The following is a 23,666-nucleotide window of genomic DNA, read 5'->3' as shown; positions in this document are numbered from 1 at the left end:
CCAGGGTTAACAAAACAATGACGATTTACTGCTGAATTATTGTTGCGCTCGGCATACACTGGTCAGATATTCCTCACAAAAGAAGCGATTATGTCGAAAAGAATAGAGTTTTTTGATTTGTTACGCGTCGTGGCGGCAGTGGTCGTGGTGGCGATTCACGTATTAGGGCCTTATCGGCATCAGTTTTCGTCGTTGCCTTTTGACCAGTGGTCTTTTGCTGTTGGCTTAAACAGTGTCATACGTTGGGCGGTACCGGTATTTTTACTCATTACCGGCGCCTTAATGCTCAGTGATCGACGGCCATTTCAGTTTGGTTATTACTTAAAGCGACGGGTGGCGAAAGTGGTGATCCCTTTTGTGGTTTGGTCTATTTTCTACGCATTTTTTGCCAGTTTTACGCCTCAAGGCCAGTTTAACCCGGCGGTTGTTGAGCATATTCTCGCCAACATCAGCGAGCATGCGGCGTATTATCACCTAGGCTTTTTCTATTATTTTATCCCTTTGTATTTATTAGCCCCGTTTTTTAAAGCCGCCATCGAACGTTGGGGGGATGAAGTCGCTTACGGGTATGTCTTTATTTGGTTAGTGACGACCGCCTTGTATTTAGCTCACATCGATGGCCCGTGGAGTCAACAAATGTGGCTGTACTCTGGCTATTTACCGCTCGGCTATCTTTTGTTGAATCGCATGCCTAACTCGTCGAATTGGGTGCTCGGGGTCACGGCAGTTGGGACGTTGTCGCTAGTGACAACCGCGTATATGGTGATTGACCAAAGCGTGATTGAGCAACAATACACCATTGGGCGTTGGCTCTCTTATAAAACCCTCAATGTGGTGCTCGCCGCCAGTATGGTGTTTGTGTTGGGGCGTTGGGTGTGTGAGTCTCTCCCCCCATCAAGTAAACAGTCGGTGGCCTTTATCAGTCGCCACAGCTTAGGTATTTACTTAGCGCATCCGATTGTATTATGGCCGATGAAACAACTTGGCTGGTATCAAGGCAATACTTGGCTTCTCATCCCTCTATGGACAGTGATTGGTTTTGTTGGCGCTCTTGCGATCAGTTACTTACTCTCTAAAACCCGAGTAACGGCCTGGTTAGTCCCTTAAATAATCGTCGCCCCTAGGATCGCTTAAGCGGTTTGGTTTCTGGGGGCACAATGTTGCCTATCCGTTGGCGCTTATCACGGTTTGGCGGTGATAAGCGTTAGCAAATTTACATCACGTGTATTGCACCTTGCCAGAAATACTGCTAATTGTTTATTGAGCTGATAACCATTTATTCAGTTGAGACAGTGAGGACGTAGTATGACAAACCTGAATCGAGTTGTACGCGGTGGCCATAAACTAGAAACGCTATTGCGTCGCCAATATCATGCCTCGGGCGGTGAGTTGTTGGAGATGGTCGATGACTGTGAAAGCCGTTTACCTCACACCACGGTGGAGAAGCTACGCCAAGTCGCATCAGTGCACCACGATGCTTTGCAAGGTCAAGCGTCTTACGACGTGAGCCAAGATTTTTTTGCTCTGTGTAAAGAATGTGAACAAGCACTGCGGCCGAGAAGTTATCGCGCCATGTGGGGAATGGCTTTGTTGCTGGTTGTGTTGAGCACCTTAGCGGCCTTTGCTTTTTACTATCACCACTGGGATGTTCTGTCAGCGCACTTTCCCTTCCTACAGTAAATCAACTCCCCTGATCATGGGTAATATTGTGATGAAATCAATCGCAATTTTTTGCCGTGCATCTGTACTTCACTGATATTTCCTGAAATTATACTCACTCAATCAAAAAACAGAGAGCGTTATTGTCACTAGTGAGTCGAGAGTCCTTAACCTTGATGCCGGTTAACGTTAATGCTTACTCGAATTGGGCGCTCTTTCTGTATGTGATATGAGTCAATGGTATTTAAACTATTTAACTTAGGTACGTAAACATGTGGAGTTGGCTGGCGATTGGTTTATGCGCTTTGATGTCGGTAATCAGCACTAAGCAGTCACATTTATTGCAAGCACAGGTTTTTAAGTCATTCACGTTTGTGTTGTTGGCGATTCTGGTGAGTACGCAAGTGATCACGCCTGTCGGCAGTCAATGGCTGTGTGTGGGTTTGATCATTTCGATGGTGACCGACTGGTCTCTAGTGAGTGCGAAGCGATTGCCACTGTCGTTTTTGGGCTTTGTACTTGCGCAAGTGGCATACAGTTTAATGTTTTGGTCACAAATGACGCAAGAAGTGGCGTGGTGGCCATTGGCGGTGCTACTGGCTGCAGGCGTGGTGGGTTTTTTATTGCTGCTGCCCAAAATTGATCGTTTGGTGTTTCCCGTGGTGATCATGGGCATCGTATTGATTCACCTCGCTTGGATTGCGGGAGAGTGGTGGTTGCAGTTACCGACCTTTGGCAATACCTTGGCAATCATCGCCGTTTTATTGTTGCTGTTTTCATCGATGGCTTATCTGCTCAATCGCCACCATAAATCGGTGCCCAGTCGCTACCTTTGGGTCATGGGCGGCTATTTATTAGCTCAGATTTTGTTAACCGCCTCGCTTATTTACCGCTAAGGAAAAAAAATGGATATTTTTTCAGCTGCAACCATGTTGTTTTTAATTATGGACCCTTTAGGTAACTTACCGGTTGTCTTATCCATTCTTAAACACATTGATCCGTCGAGACGTCGAAAAATATTGATCCGAGAGTTACTGGTTGCCCTGGTTATTTTATTGCTATTTTTATTTGCCGGTCGCAATATCTTGTCATTTTTACACGTCGCCCCCGAGACGCTCAGTATTTCTGGTGGGGTGATTTTGTTTATTATCGCGATTAAGATGATTTTTCCGAGTGCTGGCAGCATTACCGGGCTTGCGGCTGGTGAGGAGCCATTTATCGTGCCGATCGCCATTCCTATGATTGCGGGGCCGTCAGTTATCGCATCGCTACTGCTATTATCGTCACAGTTTCCCGATAAACTCTCGGAGTTGTCGTTATCGGTGGTGTTAGCCTGGCTGGGTAGCTTTGTTATTTTGATGTTCTACGGTTTTTTCCATCGCATCTTAGGTGAGAAAGGTCTACGTGCTGTCGAACGTTTGATGGGCTTATTGCTGGTGATGATTTCAACTCAGATGTTCCTCGATGGGGTAAAATCGTACCTCGGCTGATAAGACGTGAGTGTTTACTCTCAACCCGCTTTACGATGGGGGAACACTCGGAGAGAACGACGTAAGTAAGGTGGTGTCGGTAGCGAGTATGGGGCCGACACCAAAAAAGGCGCGTATCTACGCGCCTTAAATCGTTTTTATTCGGCGCTTTTCTTGTTTATCCGTCTACATAGCAAGTTAGCGATTACTCACTGTCACTTTGAGGGTCGAGATGGACTTGATACAAGCGGTAGGCGACTTGGCCAGCAAACTTCTCTTTCTCCAGTTGCCAATAAGCTGGAATCTCGGTTAAATCGAGTTCTTTTTCGGTTTCGATGTATACCAAAGCGCGGTCATTCAGCCAGTGATGGTCGAGCAGTTGTATGGTTTGGTTGAGAAGGTCTTGCCGAAAGGGAGGGTCGATAAAGACAATGTCGTGTTTCGTCGGAGACTGACGCAAAAAACTCAGGGCGTCTTGATGGTGAATGGTCATATTCTCGGCATTCACTTGCTGGCGGTTGCTTTGCAGTTGACGATAGGTATTCTGATCAAGCTCTAGTAGGGTGACGTGTGCTGCTTGACGTGATGCGGCTTCAAACCCCAAGCTACCCGAGCCAGCAAAGAGATCCAAGCAGCGAGCGTGTGGAATCGACATGGCAATCCAGTTAAACAACGTTTCTTTGACTCTATCTGTGGTGGGTCTTAACCCCTGTGCATCGAGGACGGGAAGCTTTCTTCCGCGCCATAAGCCGCTAATAATACGGATAGAGCCCGTTGCGGGACGCTTGGGTGAAGGTTTTTTTTGACGCTGTCTTGGCATAGATTTTTAGACCGAGAATAAAGTGATACTATACCAACCATGTAGGTGATGGCTGGCGCTTTCCTGCGATATTGTAAATGATGACAGCAATGAATCCCAATGTTGAAGTGATTACTTGGGTATTCATGGCTTTTTATTGAGTGACTGCCGCCAATCGTGCGGTAAAAGATAGGATCTAGGATTTCCCAGATGACAGAGAAAAAAAAGCGCGGCCTGCTTTCTTGGCTTGGCTTCGGTGAAGAAGAGCAAAAACAAACGGATCAAGACCAAGCAGTACCGGATACTGCGGAGGATAACGCACCAGAAGAGCGCGCTAATCCGGTTGCAGATACGCAGAGTCAGTCAAGGGTTAGTGACCGTCACGTCAGTGATGAAGAACCAGATACAGAGGCTCATCCGTTGGAAGTGGATACTCACCTCAACTCGGAAAGTGAGCAGGCCGATGCGTCTCAACAATACGAGGAACCGTCTATTGACATGGACGACGTGACGGCAGAGAACCCCGAGCGAGAGCCGGAGCCTAGAGTCGCGGAACAAGAAAAACCAACGGAAAGTTTTTTTGCTCGTCTCAAGCGCAGTCTTAGTCGCACTAAAGCCAATCTCGGCGCGGGTTTTTTCGGTCTTTTTAAAGGCAAAAAAATCGATGATGAGCTCTTTGAAGAGCTCGAAGAGCAACTGCTGATGGCCGATGTCGGTATGGATACGACCGTGAAAATTATCGAGAACCTGACAGAAAAAGCCAGTCGTCAACAGCTCAAAGACGGTGAAGCCTTGTTTGGTTTATTGAAGCAAGAAATGGCCGACATCTTACAAACGGTAGAACAGCCGCTTGAAATTAATCATGAAAAAACACCTTATGTGATTCTTATGGTCGGGGTGAATGGCGTTGGTAAAACCACCACGATTGGCAAAATGGCCAAGCAATTCCAGCAGCAGGGCAAGAGTGTTATGTTGGCGGCCGGTGATACTTTTCGCGCGGCAGCGGTTGAGCAATTGCAAGTGTGGGGTGAGAGAAACCAAGTCCCTGTGATTGCACAGCATACCGGTGCCGACAGTGCCTCTGTGATTTACGATGCGATCGAAGCGGCGAAAGCGCGCGGTATTGATGTCGTGATCGCCGATACGGCAGGTCGCTTGCAAAACAAAGCGAACTTGATGGAAGAGCTTAAAAAAATTGTGCGTGTGATGAAAAAAATTGATTCATCAGCGCCACATGAAATTATGCTAACGCTTGATGCAGGCACCGGGCAAAATGCCATCAGCCAAGCCAAGCTCTTTAGCCAGGCTGCGCCGCTAACCGGTATTACCCTCACTAAGCTTGATGGAACGGCGAAAGGTGGCGTTATTTTTGCCATTGCCGATCAATTTTCAATTCCTATTCGTTACATTGGGGTTGGTGAAGGCATTGAAGATTTGCGACCTTTCACCAGTGATGAGTTTATCGAAGCGCTATTTAGTCGAGAAGACTGATAAAACCAAGGGGTTGCTGGTGTTCTGATTGGACGCTGGCAATGGATTGGTTAAAGAGAAACACAAAAGAGCATGTGATAACGAAGCAACACGCAATGAGGAAGGGGTTCGGGTGATACGATTTAAGCAGGTGAGCAAAGCTTATCGAGGAGGGCGACAAGCCTTACAGAAAGTTGATTTTCACTTACAGCGAGGCGAAATGGCTTTTTTAGGTGGCCATTCTGGAGCTGGTAAAAGCACCTTATTGAAATTGATTTGTGCGATTGAAAGGCCTAGTGATGGCGCGATCAGCTTTAATGGTCACGACATTACTCGTATTGCCAATAAGGACATCCCTTTTTTACGTCGAAATATCGGTATCGTTTTTCAAGAGCATCGGTTGTTGTTAGATCGCAGTGTGTATGAAAATGTGGCCTTGCCGATGCGAATAGAGTCTTTCTCGGAACACGAGATCAAGCGCCGGGTTTGTGCCGCACTAGACAAAACCGGTCTATTGAGCAAAGCCAACGTGTTGCCCAGTCAACTGTCCGGCGGTGAGCAACAACGAGTGGGTATTGCTCGAGCGGTGGTGAACCGCCCGACGTTACTGTTGGCGGATGAGCCAACCGGTAACCTAGACCCTGAACTGTCTAATCGCATTTTGCGTTTGTTTGAAGAGTTTAATCGAGCCGGCGTGACGATATTGCTGGCAACCCATGACATTAATATTGTGAGTTCACGTCCAGAATACCGACACTTTGAACTGAATCAGGGCTTTATGAGCGAGGTGAGCTATGGGCGCAACTAGGCGTAAAGGCAACTCGTCGACAGCCAATAAACGCGCCGCTGGCCGAGCAACGACAGAGGGGTATTTTTCGGCGCAATGGCGCATTGCCAAAGGGGCGTTTAAAGCGCTTTGGGTCAAACCGTTAGGCAATATACTGACCCTGGCCGTTATTTCCATTGTGTTGACCATGCCGGCGTGTTTGTACTTATTGGGTAAAAACTTGGCCTCGGCGACGGAAGATGTCACCGCGCCAGTTCAAGTGAGTGTTTACTTATCTTCTGGGTTACCCGATGCCAGAGCGATGGTACTCAAAGATCAAATCGAGCGCGACCAAAACGTGGCGGCGGTCGAATACATTTCTCCGCAACAAGGCTTGCAAGATCTCAGTGAATACTCTGGGTTTCAACAGGCGATCAGTTTGCTCAACGACGATGCATTACCAGGGGTATTGTTAATCACGCCACAAGCCAATCAAGAAGCACAAACGCAGGCCCTTGCCGAGCGAGTGGGTCGTTTTGATGGTGTGACCGATGTGCGTTTAGACAAAGATTGGTTGGCTCGGCTCGACGCCATTCAAGCGTTGGTCAGTATTGTGGTGGTGATCTTGACGGTGTTGATGCTCGGTGCGGTCTTTTTGATCATCGGCAATACATTGCGCTTTAAAGTGCTAGAAAACAAAGAAGAAATACAAACCATGAAACTGATTGGTGCCACCGATAGTTTCATACTGCGCCCCTACTTGTATTCTGGTATGTGGTTTGGCTTTTTGGCGTCTGTGTGTGCTTGGTCTTTGGTGGCTTTGATGACAGTGATCCTCAATCAAGCTGTCGCGGATCTGGCCAGTTTGTACGATAGTCAATATCGACTGATCGGTATGAGTTGGGATGAGTCCCTGCTGTTGATTATGCTCGGGACACTGCTTGGGTGTGTCGCGGCTCGTTTATCGGCACAAAGGCATCTAAAAGAGATTGAACCAATATAATCTTTATTGCTCAAAATAATAAGACCGAACGCAATAGATGCGTAAAATTATGTCATCTGTCTTGAAACTGACATGGATTCAGTTCAATATAGGTACGCTTAATTGAGCACTATTGTTCCAGATCAGAGATTGGTGAGGAATTGAATGACAGACCAAATGTATCCTATGGCTCTCGTATCGCAAGATAGCTTAGACAGCTATATTCGTTCAGTGAACAGCTACCCTATGTTGTCAGCGGACGAAGAGCGTGATCTTGCAGAGCGTTTACATTATCAAGGCGAAATCGAAGCGGCGAAAGGGCTGATCCTTTCTCACTTGCGATTTGTTGTTCATGTCGCTCGTGGCTATTCCGGTTATGGTTTGCCCATGGCTGACCTCGTTCAGGAAGGCAATATAGGCCTAATGAAAGCGGTTAAGCGCTTTAATCCCGAAGTCGGGGTGCGACTGGTGTCGTTTGCAGTACACTGGATCAAAGCTGAGATTCACGAGTACGTTCTGCGCAACTGGCGTATCGTTAAAGTGGCCACGACCAAAGCTCAGCGCAAGCTGTTCTTCAATTTGCGCAAGTCGAAAAAGCGTTTAGGTTGGTTTAACAGCGGTGAAGTTGAAACCGTTGCCAAAGAGCTCGGCGTTGAACCTGCTGAAGTTCGTGAAATGGAATCCCGCCTGGCGGCGATTGATTCAACGTTTGAGTTGCAAAACGACGACGATGAAAATCAATCTTACACTGCACCGATGCTTTATTTAGAAGATAAAGCTTCTGATGTGGCCGATAATATCGAGCAAGATAATTGGCAAAACCACACTCACCAACGCTTGGGGTTGGCACTGCAAAGCTTGGATGAGCGCAGCCAACACATCGTTCGCTCTCGCTGGTTAGATGACAATAAAGCGACGCTGCAAGATTTGGCCGATATGTACAATGTCTCTGCTGAGCGCATTCGACAGCTTGAGAAAAATGCCATGAAAAAGCTCAAGCAAGCCGTAGGTGAATTGTAAGCCGGGTCGGCTGTAATACGTTGGTTTGAGTCAATTGAGTGCTCAATGCCTTCTCCATCGAATGAGACGCGCTTGCCAATACTAATATCGCAATAAAAAGTCGAAGCCTTTGCTTCGGCTTTTTTGATCGCGCCACCAACTTAAGGCGGCACCGCTAACCGCTTTCATCCCCAAAAAACATCCCGACGCGGCAGTGCTTTTCTCTGGCAGCGAGATAGCGCGATCAAGCGCGCGTTTCTCCCCCCAATCAGACGAAGACAACACAGCCCGCTCTACCGAGAGGTAAGGCGACTTGGATCTTAATGTACCCAGTCTGATTCTTGTTATGATCCAAATGAGCTGGCCTTTCTGTGGATAACTTTGTGTATAAATTTGTTCCTGTCACTGAACAAGTGGTTTTAATCTTGATGATAAAGGGCAGTGCTTGCTGGGGGTAATGTTATGATCTATTCACAATTAAGTCAGGATCATTACTACATGTAGTGGATCATTTTGCCAAAAACTACTTTATCAACGCAATCCACAGTGTTATTCACAGCTGGTGTTTTTTTGAACTAGGCTAAAAACCGCAATAATAGTGTGTCTTTGTTTTTCTCTGGATAGGTTACAATGCCAGTGTTGAACATTAATCAAAAAGTGAACTCATGGAACAATTTGAACACATTAGCGTACAAGAGGCCTTTGCCCTGTTAGAGACGGAGCAAGCAACCATGGTTGATATTCGCGACCCGCAATCATTTGCAATGGCTCATGCTCCAGAAGCGATTCATCTTACTAACGACTCTTTACCGGCTTTTTTGGCAGACAACCCGCGTGACAAACCCGTTTTGGTCGTGTGTTATCACGGCATCAGTAGCCAAGGAGCAGCGCAGTATCTCATCGGTCAGGGGTTTGAGCAGGTCTACAGTGTCGATGGGGGCTTTGAAGCGTGGAAAAATGCCGACCTAGCGATGAGCAGTGGCCAGTAGCAGACTTTCCTTACCACATTGAGGCGTGACATCGCGCCGTGTTATCCCCATAGGGTGGTCGGTGGATTCAGTTCGCTGTGTGAGTGAAGTACCTATGTATGATGAGATGGTATGATGAGATGGGACGAGAGATGATTGTATTTGCAACGGTAGAGAATCACCGTCTAGCTCAAGCTTTTATCGATTATATGGCCACCCAGAATCAACCGATTGAGATTCAAGTCGACCATGACAGGGTGCAGCTGTTGGTCTCACAAGTGTCCTATGAGTGGGTGTTACTCGAGTGGCAGCGTTTTTTACTTAACCCTGAGGATAAAAAATACCAGTCCGCGTCTTGGCAGGTTCTCAACACCAAGCCGCTGTTTTCCTATCCGACAACGCCTTGGGTTAGCCTGCTGCGCCAACAAGCAGGGTGGCTGACATTGATGCTTATGGCGCTGTGTATTGGGGTGTTTTTCTTGTTGCAGTTACCCACGGCAAATAACGTCTTCGCTTTATTGCATTTTCCGGCCAGCGATGAACAGCAGTGGCAATTATGGCGTTGGTTTAGTCATGCGTTATTGCACTTTTCGACGATTCACATTGCGTTTAATTTACTGTGGTGGTGGCAACTCGGTGGCAGTGTTGAGAAGCGCCTATCGAGCGGTAAACTAATGCAAGTCTTGTTATTGTCAGCATTCGTGTCAGGGGCTGGGCAATTTTGGGTATCAGGCGCGAACTTTGGTGGTTTGTCTGGCGTGGTGTACGCCTTGTTGGGCTATTGTTGGATTTTAGGTCACCGCAGTCCGCATTTGGGCATTGGTTTGTCTAAGCCAACCGTGGGGTTTATGTTGGTTTGGTTGGTTTTGGGTTACCTACAACCTTTCCTGGCGATCGCGAATACCGCCCACCTAGCTGGGTTAATAGTGGGTGTGTTGATGGCTTTTGTCGATGGCAGTAAAGAAAAATACCGATAGCAACCGCTATCGGTATCGACGTTGTGTCAACGTGTGTTGCGATTGAAAAAGAGTGAAAATCGGGCCGGTTTATTCTTGGTATAAGTACTTAGTAAACAACAGGTCGGCCACCAAGACTTTTCCCGTCTCTGGCAACAGCACTTGGTTGAGTTTTTCGACCAGCTTTTTCTTTAAGTCCTCCCGGCCTGCTAAGGTGGCGATGGTGTCCTTGGTTTGCTGACCGAGAATTTCGATAATGGTGTCTCTAATCAAAGGTTGGTGATGTTCGACTTCCTCAACATCGTTTTGGTGTAATACCATGATGTCTACGCGTAACTGAATGTAGCCGAGCTTTTTTCCCTTGGTAAAATAGTTGGTGGTAATATCGGGTTGCAAGGTGTAATAAGCTAATTGTTCTTGGTTATTTTCCGCTTCTGCTCTAGCAAGATGACTAAATAAAAATGCAAGTATCGCTAGAGTGAGGTAACGTTTGTACATTGTTTTACTTCGCTGTGTTGTGTTTTTGCAATATTCGAAAGGCTAGACTCTGCTACAATAGCACACATTTACACTTTCGATTCTTATCACTTTGAGTGCATAACGTCTAGTTAGACACATTGATTATGAGTATGGATTCAAGATTTTCACGGTACTTTTCTATTTTAGCGCAACTCGAGTGGCATGATGAGCACAATTCACTGGATTGCGATCCTGCGATCAAAGCATGGTTGCTAGACTCACGCTCTTTAACGCATCGATTATCGCTCTATTGTCATCACTTTCGTGTGTCGTTGATCGACCAAAAAGAAAGAGTGTGTACTCAAGAGATGAATGTCGAGCGTGATTCGCCCATTGCGTTAGAGCGCAACGTGATCTTATTTGGGGATGACATGCCTTGGGTTTGCGCTCAAACGATTATTCCTTCGCAAACGCTCATGGCGTCAGGGCATAACTGGGCCGAGCAAGGCGAAACCCCGATTGGGGCGACGATTTTTGCGGCTTCGAACAGTAAGCGCGACCAATTGCAAATAGCCAGCGTCACGACTGAGGATGGCGTATTGTGGGCGCGCCGTTCTCGCTTGATCATGATGGATCACCCGCTGTATGTGACAGAGCTCTTTCTCTCTCAGGCCCCTATCTATTCAAAGGAGAATAATTGATGCCTTTAAAAGGTAAATGGTATGGCTATTGGCAGTTGATGCGCCTCGATAAGCCAATTGGTACCTTGCTCTTGTTGTGGCCGACACTGTGGGCATTAATGTTGGCGGCAGAAGGGATGCCGGATCTGTCGGTATTGGCCGTATTCATGACCGGTGTGGTATTAATGCGAGCGGCGGGATGTGTAATTAATGATTTTGCCGACCGCAAAGTCGACGGCCATGTAAAGCGCACCCAACATCGGCCATTGCCGTCGGGCAGAGTGAGCTCGAAAGAAGCGATAGTGCTGTTTGTCATACTGGTGGGGAGCGCTTTTGCTTTAGTCCTGACTCAAAACACCTTAACCATTCAACTGTCATTGATGGCGGTGGTGTTGGCCTTTATTTATCCCTTTATGAAACGCTTTACCCATTTGCCGCAATTTTTTCTTGGTATGGCATTCAGTTGGGCGATTCCGATGGCATGGGCAGCGCAAACTGGGCGAGTGGATGGCATCGCGTGGTGGTTATTTGTGATCAATCTATTGTGGACGATTGCCTATGACACGCAGTATGCAATGGTCGACCGCGATGACGATTTGAAAATTGGCATCAAATCCACCGCGATCTTATTCGGGCGCTGGGATAAACGCATCATCGCAATATTGCAATTGATTTGCTTGGCAATGCTGATTGCTCTTGGTCAATTTTATGCGCTCAATAGCCTTTATTATTGGGGGGTATTAGTGGCCGCGGCTTTGTTTGTTTATCAGCAAATGTTGATCAAGCATCGCGAGCGACAACCTTGTTTTCAGGCTTTTCTCAATAACAATTACGTTGGCTTAGTGGTGACGTTGGGATTGGCTGGGGCTTGGTATTTCACGTGATGCCCTGCACGGCATCAAGTGGTAACAAAGAAAAGAAAGGGAGCGACGTACGCTCCCTTTTTTACAGACGGAAATCTCAGTCGGTATTCTGCCAAAGACTCTCTTCACTCTATCATCAAGCCATTGCCTTGGCGGTGTTTGGTATTAATCTTTAACGCTCACGTTGAGTTGGTGAATACTTTCTTCAATCGTCAGTTTCACTTCAGGGTAAAGAAGTTGTGTCAGTACCTGAGCCGTGTCGGTGGTTTTTGCTGTCACAAAATCGCTTTCAAGGCCCGTGTATTGCTGCGTTTTTAACGTCGAGAATAAGGTCGTAAAGACATTTTTATCAAAAAACTCCGGCGCGTTGATACCGTGTAAGCGACCTAAGCGCTGGGCAACCATCTGGCTGGCCGATTCAAGTGCTGAGCGGCCAAGGTGTGGGTGTGAGACAATCAACTTAAAGGTGATCGCGTAGCGCTGCAGGGTTTCCGCTATCGTGCGGCCAAGTAGCACCAGGCTCTGATTGTTGCCTTGGTTTACGGTAATTTCATCCGCTTGAATGGCGATCATTTCTTGCTGCTCAAACTCAAGCAAAATCGCTTTAACTCGTTCACTGATCTGCTCAACGGAATGGCTTAGATACAACTCGTTTTGTAAAAAGGGATACAGCAGTTGTACTTGCGCTTGTACCGCCGCGACCTGGATCGGGCCCTGACGAATAATGATTTGAGCAATCAAAGCCGGTACGGCCAATAAATGGATGATGTTATTGCGATAATAGGTCATTAAAATCGACTGTTTGCGGTCGAGAGAAATGATTTCGCCCATGTTGTCTTTTTCAATAATAAATTTGTCGAGAGACAACGCGTGATCAACCAATTGTTTGGCAGAAGATTGCGGTACTGTGAACGACGACGAGTAGGGCACATTGCGCAGCAAAGATAAATAACAATCCACCTGTCGGATCAGCGCATCGTGAGAAAGGGCGCGTTGTCTGGCGGCGAGCAATGCCGTGGCACATAAGGTCATGGCGTTGGTCGCGGCGGCGTCATTAATGTGAGTCATCATCTTATCCGCGAGCTGGTTGACGACCGGGGTCAGCCACTGCGGTTTAGTATTGCCAAGTGGGTCAATGTCCTGTGTCCATTGCGGCATGTGTTCATTGAGGTAGCTATTGAGTGGGATCGGCTCACCGAAATTGACATAACCTTGGCCAAAGTTACGCAATTTTCTAATCGTTTTAATGACTTGGCCGGCATTTTCTTTTTCTTTGCGCTTTCCTCTCAACTCTTTAGCGTAAGTCGACACCTCCATCACGTGCTCATAGCCAATATAGACAGGCACGAGCGTGACGGGGCGATGCAACCCGCGCAACATGGCTTGAATTGTCATGGCGAGCATTCCGGTTTTGGGTGGCAATAAGCGGCCGGTACGAGAGCGGCCCCCCTCACTGAAGTATTCAACCGAATAACCTTTGGCAAACAGCTCAGCTAAGTATTCTCTAAAAATGGTCGAGTAGAGTTTGTTTCCTTTAAAACTGCGGCGGATAAAAAAGGCGCCGCCACGGCGAAAGATAGGCCCGGCCGGGAAAAAGTTGAGATTGAGACCGGCGGCGATGTGCGGAGGAACTAATCCTTCGTGATAAAGCACATAAGAAAGCAACAAGTAATCCATATGGCTACGATGGCAAGGAACGTAGACAATCTCATGGCCATCTTGAGCCAATTGTCGCACGCGAGACGCATTGTTGATCGTCAAGCCTTGGTAGAGCTTGTTCCACAACCAACTCAAGAGTCGATCACCGCGCTTGATGAGAGAATAAGAAAAGTTTGCCGCGATTTCTTCCATGATCGCTTGCGCTTCTTTTGCCGCTTTGTCATGAGAGAGGTTTTTCGATTTGGCTTCGTCTTCGATCGCTTTGGCAATCGCTGGCGATGTTAATAAGCGGGCGAATAACTCTTGGCGTTGTGGTAAATCAGGGCCAGAAGCGGCAATTTTCTGGCGAGAAAAGTGAATCCGAGCAACACGGGCTAACTTGTGGGCAATCGTTTCATCCGTGCCGTGAGTGTCGGCCATGTGGCGCAGTGACACCGCTGGGCTGATGCGGATCAAACAGTCGCGGCCGTATTCGAGCACGGCTTTGGTCTTTTGGCATCGTCCCATGGCTTTTAAGTAGGGCTTACCATTGCCTTCGCGTCCTGGCCTTCTGCCCCATAACACACTGATCGGGATCAGCTGAACGTCCAGTTGTGGGTCTTGTCGATGCAAAGCGAGGATCTGCGAAAAGAGATCGATGGACTCTTGAGGCAAATTGGCATCTTTGGTGGTTTTTTGCGGGTTCGTGGCAATAAACACGGTGCGATCGAAAGCTTGTCCAGCAATGGTGACAGAGCTTAGAGGATCGGGAAGATTGAGATCTTTGGCCCGCTTTTGTAACGTCAATACATCGACATTAGAGCAAAATGGCAAGGCATAGATGATTGGCTTATTGATGTCGATGGATAAATCTTCAATCGGGTTAGACGGAATAGTGGTGCTTTTTACCCACAGAGAAAGTGGTAATTTTAATACTGAACGCGCCACGGTAAATCGAGAAGACATAAAAACTGCCCCGTAAAAGTCTGAGCCAAAATTAGCGACATTGGTGTCGAAGCTCGACAGCCGCTAACCAAAGTAATGTCATTATAGGATATCAGAAACTGGTCAAACCTTTTAATTCGATTTGGTTAAGTTTTCAACAAACACGTGCTTGCTATTGCAAATGGGCTCATTTTTAACATTGGCTAAGCAAAATTGATCAAAAAGTCATCGGCTGAGCTTTTAATTCTTATCAGACTGGATATACTTACAGTTGACTGTATAAAAAGACAGGTGGGTCTTATGAAAGCGTTAACCGCACGACAACAACAAGTCTTTGAGTTACTCAAAGCAAAGATTGAAGAAACCGGCATGCCGCCGACCCGAGCTGAAATCGCCAAAGAGTTGGGGTTTCGATCTGCCAATGCCGCTGAGGAGCACTTAAAGGCACTGGCTCGTAAGCAAGTGATTGAAATCATTCCTGGAGCATCACGAGGCATTCGCGTTCTGGCGGCGCCAAATGCCGAGGTGGTCGAAGTGGAAACCGGCTTACCCTTGATAGGTCAAGTGGCCGCTGGTGAACCCATTCTTGCTCAAGAGCACGTAGAAGCGCATTACCAGGTCGACTCGGCGATGTTTAAACCCAAAGCGGACTTCTTGCTGCGCGTGCAAGGGGAAAGTATGAAAAATATTGGTATTATGGATGGTGATTTACTCGCGGTTCACAAGACACAAGACGTCAGAGATGGCCAAGTTGTCGTGGCAAGAGTCGATGAAGACGTGACGGTTAAGCGTTTAGAACGCAAAGGCAGTCAAGTCATCTTACACGCTGAAAACGATGACTTTGCCCCCATTATGGTTGACCTTTCCGCTCAACACTTGACCATTGAGGGATTAGCGGTTGGCGTGATCCGCAATAACAAGTGGATGTAATCATACGCCTTGAGTCCGCGTGTCCTAATGATAGCCAATGATACCGCTTAACCCTTCAAGGTTTGTGTGTGTCGATGATCTTTGCTTAGTTGTGATATCGGTCATGCTAAGCAAAGGTTGGCTTTTTTAACCATTGTCAATTCTAATGAGAATGATTATCATCTGCGTATTGTGTCTTGGCGTGGATGAAAGTCATGAGTTCATCAAACCCCTCTTCTTTACAGCATTTGAATATCCCTCAACACTTGATTGAGCCTTTGTGGTTAAGAAGCCAGGAAAGCTTAACTGACGGTGGACTAATTTACGATCCGATAGCGGCTAAGGCCTGTTTTAGTTGTCAGCTTGCCCCGCAGTGCTTGACAGGAAACCTAGCTCAGAAGCAATTGCTCAATGCGGCCATTACACAGCGATGTGACCGTCAAGTGAGCCAATTTCTCTCGAGCTACCCGCAGGCTTGGATCATCAATATCGGCGCCGGACTAGATACGCGCTTTTATCGCCTCGACAATGGCCGCTGTCGCTGGATTGAACTCGACATCACGGAACACCTGTTGATCCGGCAGAAGCTGTTTCATCCTAGTGAAAGGTATGAGCAGTACTGTGGCCAAGCGGATGACTTAAGTTGGTTGCCGGACTTAAAAATACCAGACCGAACCCCCGTGTTGATTGTCTGTGAAATGGCTTTACTCGATTTTTCGGCGCGGCAAGTGGCCAAGTTTGTACGCACATTGGCGGGGCATTTTGATCAAGCGCACTTGTGCATGGTATTGGCTGGTGATCTCACCTCGAGCAGTCTGGGGGAAGCGCTTGGCTGTGAGCGCTATGGCCATGGTATTTCTCAACCTGCAGAGTACGCACTCAGTTTGGTTTCTTGGGCACAGTGGGTACGTGTGTTTTCTCCGTTTGACAGTCCTTGCAGTCGCTGGAAATATTGGCATCAATGGTTAGTTAAGTTACCGAGTTTAAAACACCGTTTGACCCCAGTGGTGGTCGAAATGGCTTGGTCGTCATATTAAATGGTTGGCTCTTTTTCTCTGGTGGTCGCACCTTGTTGAGTCTGTCGGTACACTAACGCTTCGTTTACTGATGAGTGGAGCTTATGGCCAATCCTTTTTTTGACGTGTCGATTCATCGGCGCATCCTCACCCTTGCCATTCCGATGGTGATTTCCAACATTACGGTGCCGCTTCTAGGCTTAGTGGATACCGCGGTGATTGGTCATTTGGATCACGCTTGGTTTTTGGGCGGCGTGGCACTGGGCAGTACGGTGATCAGTCTATCGTTTTGGTTATTGGGTTTTTTGCGAATGTCGACCACTGGCTTGGCGGCTCAAGCACTGGGGCAGAACCACAAAGCTCAGGTCGCAATGGTCTTTGTACAAGGCGTGATATGTGCCCTTGGCCTCTCAGTATTGATGCTGCTCTGTCAATCTTGGTTGATAGACAGTGTGTTATCCATGAGTCAGGCCAGCGAACAAGTGCAGCGCTATGCGCGTGAATATTTTTTTGTGCGGGTCTGGAGCGCGCCAGCGGCCTTGATGAACTTTGTTATTTTAGGGTGGTTGCTGGGCAATCAAAACAGTCGATTGCCCATGGTGTTGGTGATCGTCAGTAATGTGGTGAACATTGCACTAGACATGCTCTTTGTCCTTGGCTTTGAATGGCAAGTAAAAGGGGTTGCCGCGGCGTCGGTATTGGCGGACTACCTCGCCATGTTACTCGGTTTGAGCTTTGTGTATCGCCAGTGGGTAAGGCAACAACTCCCCGCTTTGTCGAATTTATGGCGTACCAGTTTACAAGGCATGGGAAGGTTATTAGCGCTCAATCGCGACATTTTTATTCGTTCTTTGTGCCTGCAGTGCACCTTGTTCTTTATTACCTTTCAGGGGGCAAATTACGGTGATGATGTGGTGGCCGCGAATGCCATTTTAATGAGTTTTGTGATGGTCATTTCTTATGCGATGGATGGCATTGCCTATGCGCTAGAAGCGTTGGTCGGTCACTCGATGGGGGCGAAGGATCGCACTCAGCTCAAGTTGGATATTCTCGGCGCCATTTTTTGGGGGGCGTTGGTGTGTGCGCTGCTCAGTAGCGGCTTTTACCTCGCTAAACCCTGGCTAATCGCGGCGATGTCCTCGATTGAGACGGTTCAAGCTCAGGCGGCGCTGTATTGGCCGTGGTTAGTGGCGATGCCCATGGTGTCGGTGTGGTGTTACTTATTCGATGGTATTTTTGTCGGAGCGACCAAAGCCAAGTCGATGCGCAATAGTATGATACTCGCCACGGTTTCGTTTGTGTTGGTGTTTTTCGCCACGCAAACTTGGCAAAATCACAGTTTGTGGTTGGCGTTTAGCGTGTTTATGCTGTGTCGTGGCCTCAGTTTGGGTTATGTCCTTTGGTCACAATGGCGGCGCGGTGTGTTTTTACTTCGCGAGTCGTGAGTAATAGTAAAAAACCACCCGGGTTGGCATCGGCAACGGGGTGGTTTTTACTGAGTATCGATGCGTTATCGCCGAGTGACTCCTTGGCGTTCTGCTCTTAAAACAAACGATTCAATCCATTTAACGCCGCCACTCGGTAGGCCTCGGCCATGGTGGGGTAGTTAAAGGTGGTGTTGACGAAGTATTCGATGGTATTGGCCTCTCCGTCTTGTTCCATGATGGCTTGACCGATGTGAATGATCTCCGATGCCCTTTCACCAAAACAATGAATACCTAAAATGGCTTTGCTTTCTCGGTGGAATAAAATTTTCAGGTTGCCGACATCCATCCCCGCGATTTGCGCTCTAGCAAGGTGTTTGAATGAGGCTCTTCCCACCTCGTAAGGTACTTTGGCCTCAGTGAGTTCTTGTTCCGTTTTGCCGACGGAGCTGATTTCGGGAATGGTGTAGATACCGGTTGGGATGTCTTCAATCAGACGGTCTTTCGCCTCGCCATAAGCAATGGCTTGAGCTGCAAAGCGGCCTTGGTCATAGGCGGCACTGGCCAAGCTCGGGTATCCAATCACATCGCCTACCGCATAGATGTGTTCGACATCGGTTTGGTAGTTTTGATTGACGGAGAGTTGACCGCGGCTATCTGGTGACAGGCCAACTTGGTCCAGTTGTAGGGTATCGGTGTTACCGGTACGGCCATTGGCGAACAACAAACAGTCCGCTTTCATCTTTTTACCGGACGCGAGGTGTAAGATCACGCCATCTTCTCTGGGCTCTACTTTTTCATAAGTCTCATCATTTCTGATCACGACCCCGCTGTTCCAAAAATGGTACGACAGCGAGTCAGACGTTTCATTGTCGAGAAAAGCCAGTAGCCTATCGCGGGTATTGATGAGGTCGGTCTTCACATCTAAGCCTCTAAAAATAGAAGCGTATTCACAACCGATAACCCCAGCACCGTAAATGATGATGTGCCGTGGTTGGTGATCGAGGCTTAAAATGGAATCACTGTCGAACACCCGTGAGTGGTTAAAGTCGATATCCTTGGGGTGATAGGGGCGCGATCCGGTGGCAATAATGAATTTTTCGGCGTGATATTGTTCTTCGGTGCCATCGGGGGCGGTTAAGGCAATCGTATGAGGGCCGACAAATCGCGCGTGACCAAACAACAATTGACACTGATTGCGATCGTAAAATCCTTGGCGCATTTTGGTTTGCTTGTCGATGACCGTTTTGGCGTGCTCAAGAATATTGGAAAAAGTGGCGTGTAACGTCGGGTGCTGATAATGAAACAGTGGGTTGCGATTGTATTCAATGATCCGACTCACGGCATGACGCAAGGCTTTCGACGGAATGGTGCCCCAGTGAGTACAGCCACCGCCGACGTGGTGTTCTCTTTCAACGACCGCGACTTTCATGCCAGCTTTGGCTAGCCCCATTGCAGCTCCTTCGCCTCCAGGTCCGCTACCAATGACAATGACATCGAAATGATTGTGTTGGGCCATAGGTTATCCTTATGTTTTACCAGAAGTGTTTATTGTGTCGTCAGCATAGCAACCCCAAGGTTTTTTTTCGAGAAGGATCGATTTTCTCGATGTCTAAATCCAGCCGACTGCACATGCTGACCGGTTGTGACTTACGTTTCTTGTTATTTCTGGTTATATTGGCAGTTAACAGGCAACCAGTAAACGGTGCACTTAATGGGAATACGAGCGCAACAAAAAGAGAGAACTCGTCGCTCTGTCATCGATGCGGCATTTCGCCAATTGAGCGCCGACCGCAGTTTTTCAAGTTTGAGTCTCCGGGAAGTGGCTCGTGAGGCGGGGATCGCACCAACGTCTTTCTATCGACATTTTGACGATATGAACGAGTTGGGGTTAACCATGGTTGACGAAGGTGGGCTATTATTAAGACAGCTCATGCGCCAAGCAAGGCAGCGAATCGTGACCGAGGGCAGTGTGATCAGAACCTCTGTCGAAACCTTTATGGAGTTCATTGAATCGAGCCCTAACGTGTTTCGTTTGCTATTGCGCGAGCGCTCCGGCACCTCGTTTGAATTTAGGGCGGCGGTGGCACGCGAAATACAACATTTTTCCGCTGAGCTAACCGAATACCTTGTGTTATCAGGGATGAGTAGGGACATGGCTTTTGCCCAAGCGGATGCGTCGGTCACCTTAGTGTTTAACTCCGGGGCCGAAGCATTGGATTTAAGTCATGAACAACGAATGGAACTGTCTGAGCGTTTGATTTTGCAATTGCGTATGATTGCAAAAGGCGCTCATGGCTATCGAAGAGAACGTGAGTCTCATAATCAAGAGGTGGTGAATAACAATGTCGAATGAATCTGTGACAGTCAGCAATCAATCTGAAAAGAAGACCTTAATACTGGCGTTAGTGGCCGGTATGTGTAGTGACGCTTTGTTGTCTTGGCTGACAATGAGTCAAGTGTCTTTTTCTATCTTTCCTATCATAGCGCTAGTGCTGGCAGTGCAGGCGTTGTACCAGGAGTATTTGAGCAACCCTGTGGCGGAAGATGTCCCGCTCGTGGCTTTGGCGTGTTTTTTCGTCGGCGCATTTGGCCATTCTGCGTTCTTAAAAGCCCAGTATCCTGATGAGGGCTCAAACTTTATCGCGATTGTCGTGGTATTAGCACTACTGGCCTGGGTTGGTTATAAAATGGGCTACATCAAGTCGCCCAAAAATAATGAGTCGGTGAAAGAAGAAAGCAGCGAAAGCTAAAGCGAGGCTTTATTTGCCGCTTACAGGTTTTGTAATGGCGCAACACCCAATGTTACTCCGTGATGTTGGGTGTTTTTGTTTCTATCTTGGAGTAAAAATGAAAAAACGATTGAGTGTGTTATTGCTGGTGCTATTGTCTGGCTGCGCCAATGTGTCGCAAATGCCAATATACACGGTGACGGATCAAGAGCTCGAACAAACCTTGGATAACCAACTGACCAAGTTGCAAAAGACCTTTCAGTTGACCGGGGTGTCCGTCACACTTGATATCAATGATATGTCGGCACACATAGGTCCTGATGGCCGTGATGTTGTCCGCCTTGGCGCTAATGCCGCAGTCAACACCAGTGTGTTTGGCTTTGTTTACCCCGCGACGGCTCACTTGGAACTGGAAGGTACTCCTTATTACGATCGCGACAAAAAAGCCATTTTTGTGCGTTCTTTGGCCTTGATCGACAGCACCATTGACTCGGCGGGCTTTCAAGGCAACTTGGCGCCGGTCAGTGGTCAGCTGATGATGCTCATTAATGGCTACCTCGCTTCTCACCCTGTGTATCAGTTAGAAGACAACCTGGTCACTGGTTTGATTTCAACGGTGCCGCTTGAGTTGCGCATCGAGCCGGGTCAATTGGCGTTGAGGCGGCAAGGCCAATGAGGTGGCCCTTTAGTTTGTGGTTTGCGTTGTTCTATCTTGGCGTGGTCGCTGTGATGGTCGCGTTAGACAATGCGTTATGGGGGTGGTTAGCGGCGTATTTGGGTTTTTCTGCGCTGCTGTATTGGGCATTTGCGCACGACAAACAAGCGGCACGACAAGGTGCTTGGCGCATTTCTGAGCGCAGTTTGTATGTACTAGCGCTATGCGGCGGCTGGCCGGGGGCACTGTACGGCCAGCATAAATTAAGACACAAATCGAAAAAGCGCGCGTTTATTGTTTTACTTTGGGTGGTGATCTTAACCAACATCGCTGCTTTTATGGCGGTCGCCTTTTTTGCGCTTCCTACCTCAGGGGGAGAATGGGGCATTGTTAGGCGTTTGCTCGGTGTCTTAAAAGGCGTGTTATTGCGTTTGTAGTCCGGCTGTTTGACACGGGCTAAGGTGAGGGCTAGAAACGCAAGATGAAAAGTACTCAGTTTAAGAGCGTGCACATCGCAACTTGGGTGGGAGAATAGAATGGATTACGACGCGTTTAATGCTTTTTGTCGTCACTTACCTGCGACGACTTATGTGATGCAATGGGGCCACTCACACGTGTGGAAGGTGGGGGGCAAGGTGTTTGCGATAGGCGGCTGGTCAAAAGACAAGAGTGAGGCGTTTACGTTTAAAACCTCGGAGAGAAATTTTTATTTTCTCAGCGATGAACCGGGTTACATTCCTGCGCCTTATTTTGCCAGTCGCGGCATGAAGTGGATTCAGCAAATCGATACCCAGGGTCACTTAGACGATGAGTTACGGTATTACTTGTCGGAGTCTCATCGCATCGTTGCACTAGGGCTATCCAAACGCCAGCGACAAGCACTTGGCCTGACAGAGTTCGATTAAGCGATTTTTATCCAGTGCGACGATGTGATGGATTGAAGCCGAAGCCGTTACTGCACTCACCCATGCCACACGAGCAAGAGTGGTATGGGTGAGTGACGAACCGTTTGAACGTATTAGGCTAGATGCGCTCTAGCAGCACACCCGCTTCCATATGGTGGGTGAAAGGGAAATCTGAATTTTGTAACGTCTTCTAAAATCTAACTATGTATTTTAATATGTTGTTTTTAATTGAATTTTAATTGTTCATTGTTCAAGGGTGTCTTTAGCCGTACAATGAAAACTCGTCTTTCCCCGTACCCCACGCCATACCCAGAAATACAGAGGTTTTTCAATATTTAGTTCCAGATAAGAAAATCGAAGGATTGAATATTTGCGTTCGACCAACGAGCACGTGAACAGCGCGAGCAAGAGGAAGCAAAAACTTTTGATGATGCTTTTGTCTGTTTTGACGAGAAGCGTTTGTCCAAGCAGCTACGAGGAGAGCAAGCGAGGGCAACCTATAGCCGGGGTATCAAACCATTTCTTGGTCACATCAAAATAAAAGAGTTGATAATTCATGATCTTAATAAAATATTTGATGCAAAGGTTGATGAGAATGGACAGCGAAAAGCGGGGGCGATTAGTGCATGCCATAGAATTATCAATCAGGTGATCAACCATGTACTAGCTTTGAATATACTTGGTGTTCACCCTGTACCACATTTGAAATCCAAGGATGTCGGTGGTGGTTCTAAGGTCACAAAACGCAATTTGAGCTTTTCAGAGTAGAAGACTTTGCTAACCAGTTTGCCTTCTTGATATACAGAGCCTTCAAACGTCCGTTTAATGCAGTTTTTGTTTGGGTTGGGCAACGTATTAGTGCCGTGCTTTAAGTATGCTGGAGTGAGGTAGATTTGCAAGAGAAGGTATAGTTGTTGTCTGCCAGTTCAGAGGATCGTCACACCAAAAGCCAAGAGAGCCGAAAAGTACCATTAAGCGATTACCTGTTGGCGCTTCTTAAAGAGCAGCGTGAGAGTGTGCCAAGCAAATGGAAACTTGTTTGGCCTCAGCTTTTGGCCGATAAGGTTCAGGAACCCGCAGCAGTACGTGCGCTCATTCAACGTAACTTATCGGGTGATTTTGAACGTTTCACACCACACGATTTGCGTCGTGCGTTTATCAGCCGTTGTAGTGTATTGGGGTTAGATATTGTGGCTATTCAAAAGAAAAGACGGTTGGCTACCAGCTACCAGGCATGTTGCGGGTATACAATTATCACAATTACCTTGAAGAGCAGCTAGTGGTATTACAAGCCTGGGGCGAGACGTTACAATCTATGACTGTTGCCAATGTAGTGCCGTTGTTTGCGTCGAAATCGGCATAGCTATATCTG

The 23,666-nt window shown here is 47.6% G+C and carries 24 protein-coding genes and 1 pseudogene; 21 read left to right on the top strand and 4 right to left on the bottom strand.

Annotated features, from left to right (window positions below):
• The first annotated feature begins 90 nt into the window (after positions 1 to 90).
• From AB0763_RS12705 to AB0763_RS12690, 4 genes are all read left to right on the top strand, one after another.
• Positions 91 to 1,107: an acyltransferase gene (locus tag AB0763_RS12705; RefSeq protein WP_306102319.1), complete on the top strand. Its 1,017-nt coding sequence runs from the start codon at positions 91 to 93 to the stop codon at positions 1,105 to 1,107.
• A gap of 198 nt (positions 1,108 to 1,305) precedes the next feature.
• Positions 1,306 to 1,680, top strand: a complete 375-nt coding sequence (locus AB0763_RS12700; RefSeq protein WP_306102320.1) for a DUF4145 domain-containing protein — start codon at positions 1,306 to 1,308, stop codon at positions 1,678 to 1,680.
• Between the two features lie 251 nt (positions 1,681 to 1,931).
• Positions 1,932 to 2,555 carry a lysoplasmalogenase gene (locus tag AB0763_RS12695; RefSeq protein WP_306102321.1) on the top strand — a complete coding sequence of 208 codons (624 nt, stop codon included), beginning with the start codon at positions 1,932 to 1,934 and terminating at the stop codon, positions 2,553 to 2,555.
• 9 nt (positions 2,556 to 2,564) lie between these two features.
• Positions 2,565 to 3,149: a YhgN family NAAT transporter gene (locus AB0763_RS12690; protein WP_306102322.1), complete on the top strand. Its 585-nt coding sequence runs from the start codon at positions 2,565 to 2,567 to the stop codon at positions 3,147 to 3,149.
• A 184-nt stretch (positions 3,150 to 3,333) separates the two neighbouring features.
• Here the strand turns inward: AB0763_RS12690 and rsmD are convergent, their stop codons facing one another.
• The gene (gene rsmD / locus AB0763_RS12685) at positions 3,334 to 3,948 is read right to left on the bottom strand and encodes a 16S rRNA (guanine(966)-N(2))-methyltransferase RsmD (RefSeq protein WP_306102323.1); all 615 of its coding nucleotides are present in this window, start codon (positions 3,946 to 3,948) and stop codon (positions 3,334 to 3,336) included.
• Positions 3,949 to 4,137: 189 nt separating this feature from the next.
• On the opposite strand from rsmD, the gene ftsY reads away from it, so the two are divergent.
• The 6 genes from ftsY (at position 4,138) to glpG (ending at position 10,089) form a co-directional block, all read left to right on the top strand.
• Positions 4,138 to 5,418, top strand: a complete 1,281-nt coding sequence (gene ftsY / locus AB0763_RS12680; protein ID WP_306102324.1) for a signal recognition particle-docking protein FtsY — start codon at positions 4,138 to 4,140, stop codon at positions 5,416 to 5,418.
• 112 nt (positions 5,419 to 5,530) lie between these two features.
• A complete protein-coding gene (gene ftsE / locus AB0763_RS12675; protein WP_306102325.1) occupies positions 5,531 to 6,205 on the top strand; it encodes a cell division ATP-binding protein FtsE in 675 nt (224 codons plus the stop codon).
• Positions 6,192 to 7,166, top strand: coding sequence for a permease-like cell division protein FtsX (ftsX, locus tag AB0763_RS12670; protein ID WP_306102326.1), 975 nt, complete (start codon positions 6,192 to 6,194; stop codon positions 7,164 to 7,166). Before ftsE ends, ftsX begins: the two co-directional genes overlap by 14 nt.
• Before the next feature lie 144 nt (positions 7,167 to 7,310).
• Positions 7,311 to 8,165: an RNA polymerase sigma factor RpoH gene (gene rpoH, locus AB0763_RS12665; RefSeq protein WP_306102327.1), complete on the top strand. Its 855-nt coding sequence runs from the start codon at positions 7,311 to 7,313 to the stop codon at positions 8,163 to 8,165.
• A 644-nt stretch (positions 8,166 to 8,809) separates the two neighbouring features.
• Positions 8,810 to 9,133 (top strand): thiosulfate sulfurtransferase GlpE, encoded by a 324-nt coding sequence (glpE, locus tag AB0763_RS12660; RefSeq protein ID WP_306102328.1) that lies wholly within the window; start codon positions 8,810 to 8,812, stop codon positions 9,131 to 9,133.
• Between the two features lie 98 nt (positions 9,134 to 9,231).
• On the top strand, positions 9,232 to 10,089 hold the full coding sequence (glpG, locus tag AB0763_RS12655) for a rhomboid family intramembrane serine protease GlpG (RefSeq protein WP_306102329.1): 858 nt from the start codon (positions 9,232 to 9,234) through the stop codon (positions 10,087 to 10,089).
• Between the two features lie 69 nt (positions 10,090 to 10,158).
• On the opposite strand, the gene AB0763_RS12650 is transcribed toward glpG, so the two are convergent.
• Entirely contained in the window at positions 10,159 to 10,566 is a 408-nt protein-coding gene (locus AB0763_RS12650) for a flagellar basal body-associated protein FliL (protein WP_306102330.1), read from the bottom strand.
• A 131-nt stretch (positions 10,567 to 10,697) separates the two neighbouring features.
• On the opposite strand from AB0763_RS12650, the gene AB0763_RS12645 reads away from it, so the two are divergent.
• A complete protein-coding gene (locus tag AB0763_RS12645; protein WP_306102331.1) occupies positions 10,698 to 11,228 on the top strand; it encodes a chorismate lyase in 531 nt (176 codons plus the stop codon).
• Complete coding sequence (gene ubiA, locus AB0763_RS12640) at positions 11,228 to 12,091, top strand: 4-hydroxybenzoate octaprenyltransferase (RefSeq protein ID WP_306102354.1); 864 nt, start codon at positions 11,228 to 11,230, stop codon at positions 12,089 to 12,091. The genes AB0763_RS12645 and ubiA overlap by 1 nt, the downstream gene beginning before the upstream one ends.
• Positions 12,092 to 12,235: 144 nt before the next feature.
• Here ubiA and plsB read toward each other — a convergent pair whose 3' ends face one another.
• Positions 12,236 to 14,674 carry a glycerol-3-phosphate 1-O-acyltransferase PlsB gene (gene plsB / locus AB0763_RS12635; RefSeq protein WP_306102332.1) on the bottom strand — a complete coding sequence of 813 codons (2,439 nt, stop codon included), beginning with the start codon at positions 14,672 to 14,674 and terminating at the stop codon, positions 12,236 to 12,238.
• 279 nt (positions 14,675 to 14,953) lie between these two features.
• On the opposite strand from plsB, the gene lexA reads away from it, so the two are divergent.
• The 3 genes from lexA to dinF all read left to right on the top strand — a co-directional run bounded on the left by lexA (position 14,954) and on the right by dinF (position 18,023).
• Entirely contained in the window at positions 14,954 to 15,583 is a 630-nt protein-coding gene (gene lexA, locus AB0763_RS12630; RefSeq protein ID WP_306102333.1) for a transcriptional repressor LexA, read from the top strand.
• Positions 15,584 to 15,777: 194 nt separating this feature from the next.
• A complete protein-coding gene (locus AB0763_RS12625; RefSeq protein ID WP_306102334.1) occupies positions 15,778 to 16,599 on the top strand; it encodes a class I SAM-dependent methyltransferase in 822 nt (273 codons plus the stop codon).
• Positions 16,600 to 16,682: 83 nt separating this feature from the next.
• A complete protein-coding gene (gene dinF, locus AB0763_RS12620; RefSeq protein ID WP_306102335.1) occupies positions 16,683 to 18,023 on the top strand; it encodes an MATE family efflux transporter DinF in 1,341 nt (446 codons plus the stop codon).
• A 97-nt stretch (positions 18,024 to 18,120) separates the two neighbouring features.
• Here the strand turns inward: dinF and sthA are convergent, their stop codons facing one another.
• On the bottom strand, positions 18,121 to 19,521 hold the full coding sequence (sthA, locus tag AB0763_RS12615; protein ID WP_306102336.1) for a Si-specific NAD(P)(+) transhydrogenase: 1,401 nt from the start codon (positions 19,519 to 19,521) through the stop codon (positions 18,121 to 18,123).
• A 195-nt stretch (positions 19,522 to 19,716) separates the two neighbouring features.
• Here sthA and fabR point away from each other — a divergent pair, with 195 nt between their 5' ends.
• From fabR to AB0763_RS12585, 6 genes and pseudogenes are all read left to right on the top strand, one after another.
• Positions 19,717 to 20,358, top strand: coding sequence for an HTH-type transcriptional repressor FabR (fabR, locus tag AB0763_RS12610; RefSeq protein ID WP_306102337.1), 642 nt, complete (start codon positions 19,717 to 19,719; stop codon positions 20,356 to 20,358).
• The gene (locus AB0763_RS12605; RefSeq protein ID WP_306102338.1) at positions 20,348 to 20,755 is read left to right on the top strand and encodes a YijD family membrane protein; all 408 of its coding nucleotides are present in this window, start codon (positions 20,348 to 20,350) and stop codon (positions 20,753 to 20,755) included. The genes fabR and AB0763_RS12605 overlap by 11 nt, the downstream gene beginning before the upstream one ends.
• A gap of 97 nt (positions 20,756 to 20,852) precedes the next feature.
• Complete coding sequence (locus AB0763_RS12600) at positions 20,853 to 21,410, top strand: DUF1439 domain-containing protein (protein ID WP_306102339.1); 558 nt, start codon at positions 20,853 to 20,855, stop codon at positions 21,408 to 21,410.
• Entirely contained in the window at positions 21,407 to 21,826 is a 420-nt protein-coding gene (locus tag AB0763_RS12595) for a DUF1294 domain-containing protein (protein ID WP_306102340.1), read from the top strand. Before AB0763_RS12600 ends, AB0763_RS12595 begins: the two co-directional genes overlap by 4 nt.
• A 99-nt stretch (positions 21,827 to 21,925) precedes the next feature.
• Entirely contained in the window at positions 21,926 to 22,294 is a 369-nt protein-coding gene (locus AB0763_RS12590) for an MmcQ/YjbR family DNA-binding protein (protein WP_306102341.1), read from the top strand.
• A 305-nt stretch (positions 22,295 to 22,599) separates the two neighbouring features.
• Positions 22,600 to 23,657, top strand: a pseudogene (locus AB0763_RS12585) (tyrosine-type recombinase/integrase).
• Positions 23,658 to 23,666 lie beyond the last annotated feature (9 nt).

Source organism: Vibrio sp. HB236076 (assembly GCF_040957575.1).
In the GTDB taxonomy this organism is placed as follows: domain Bacteria; phylum Pseudomonadota; class Gammaproteobacteria; order Enterobacterales; family Vibrionaceae; genus Vibrio.
This window is presented reverse-complemented; position numbering and strand designations above follow the sequence as displayed.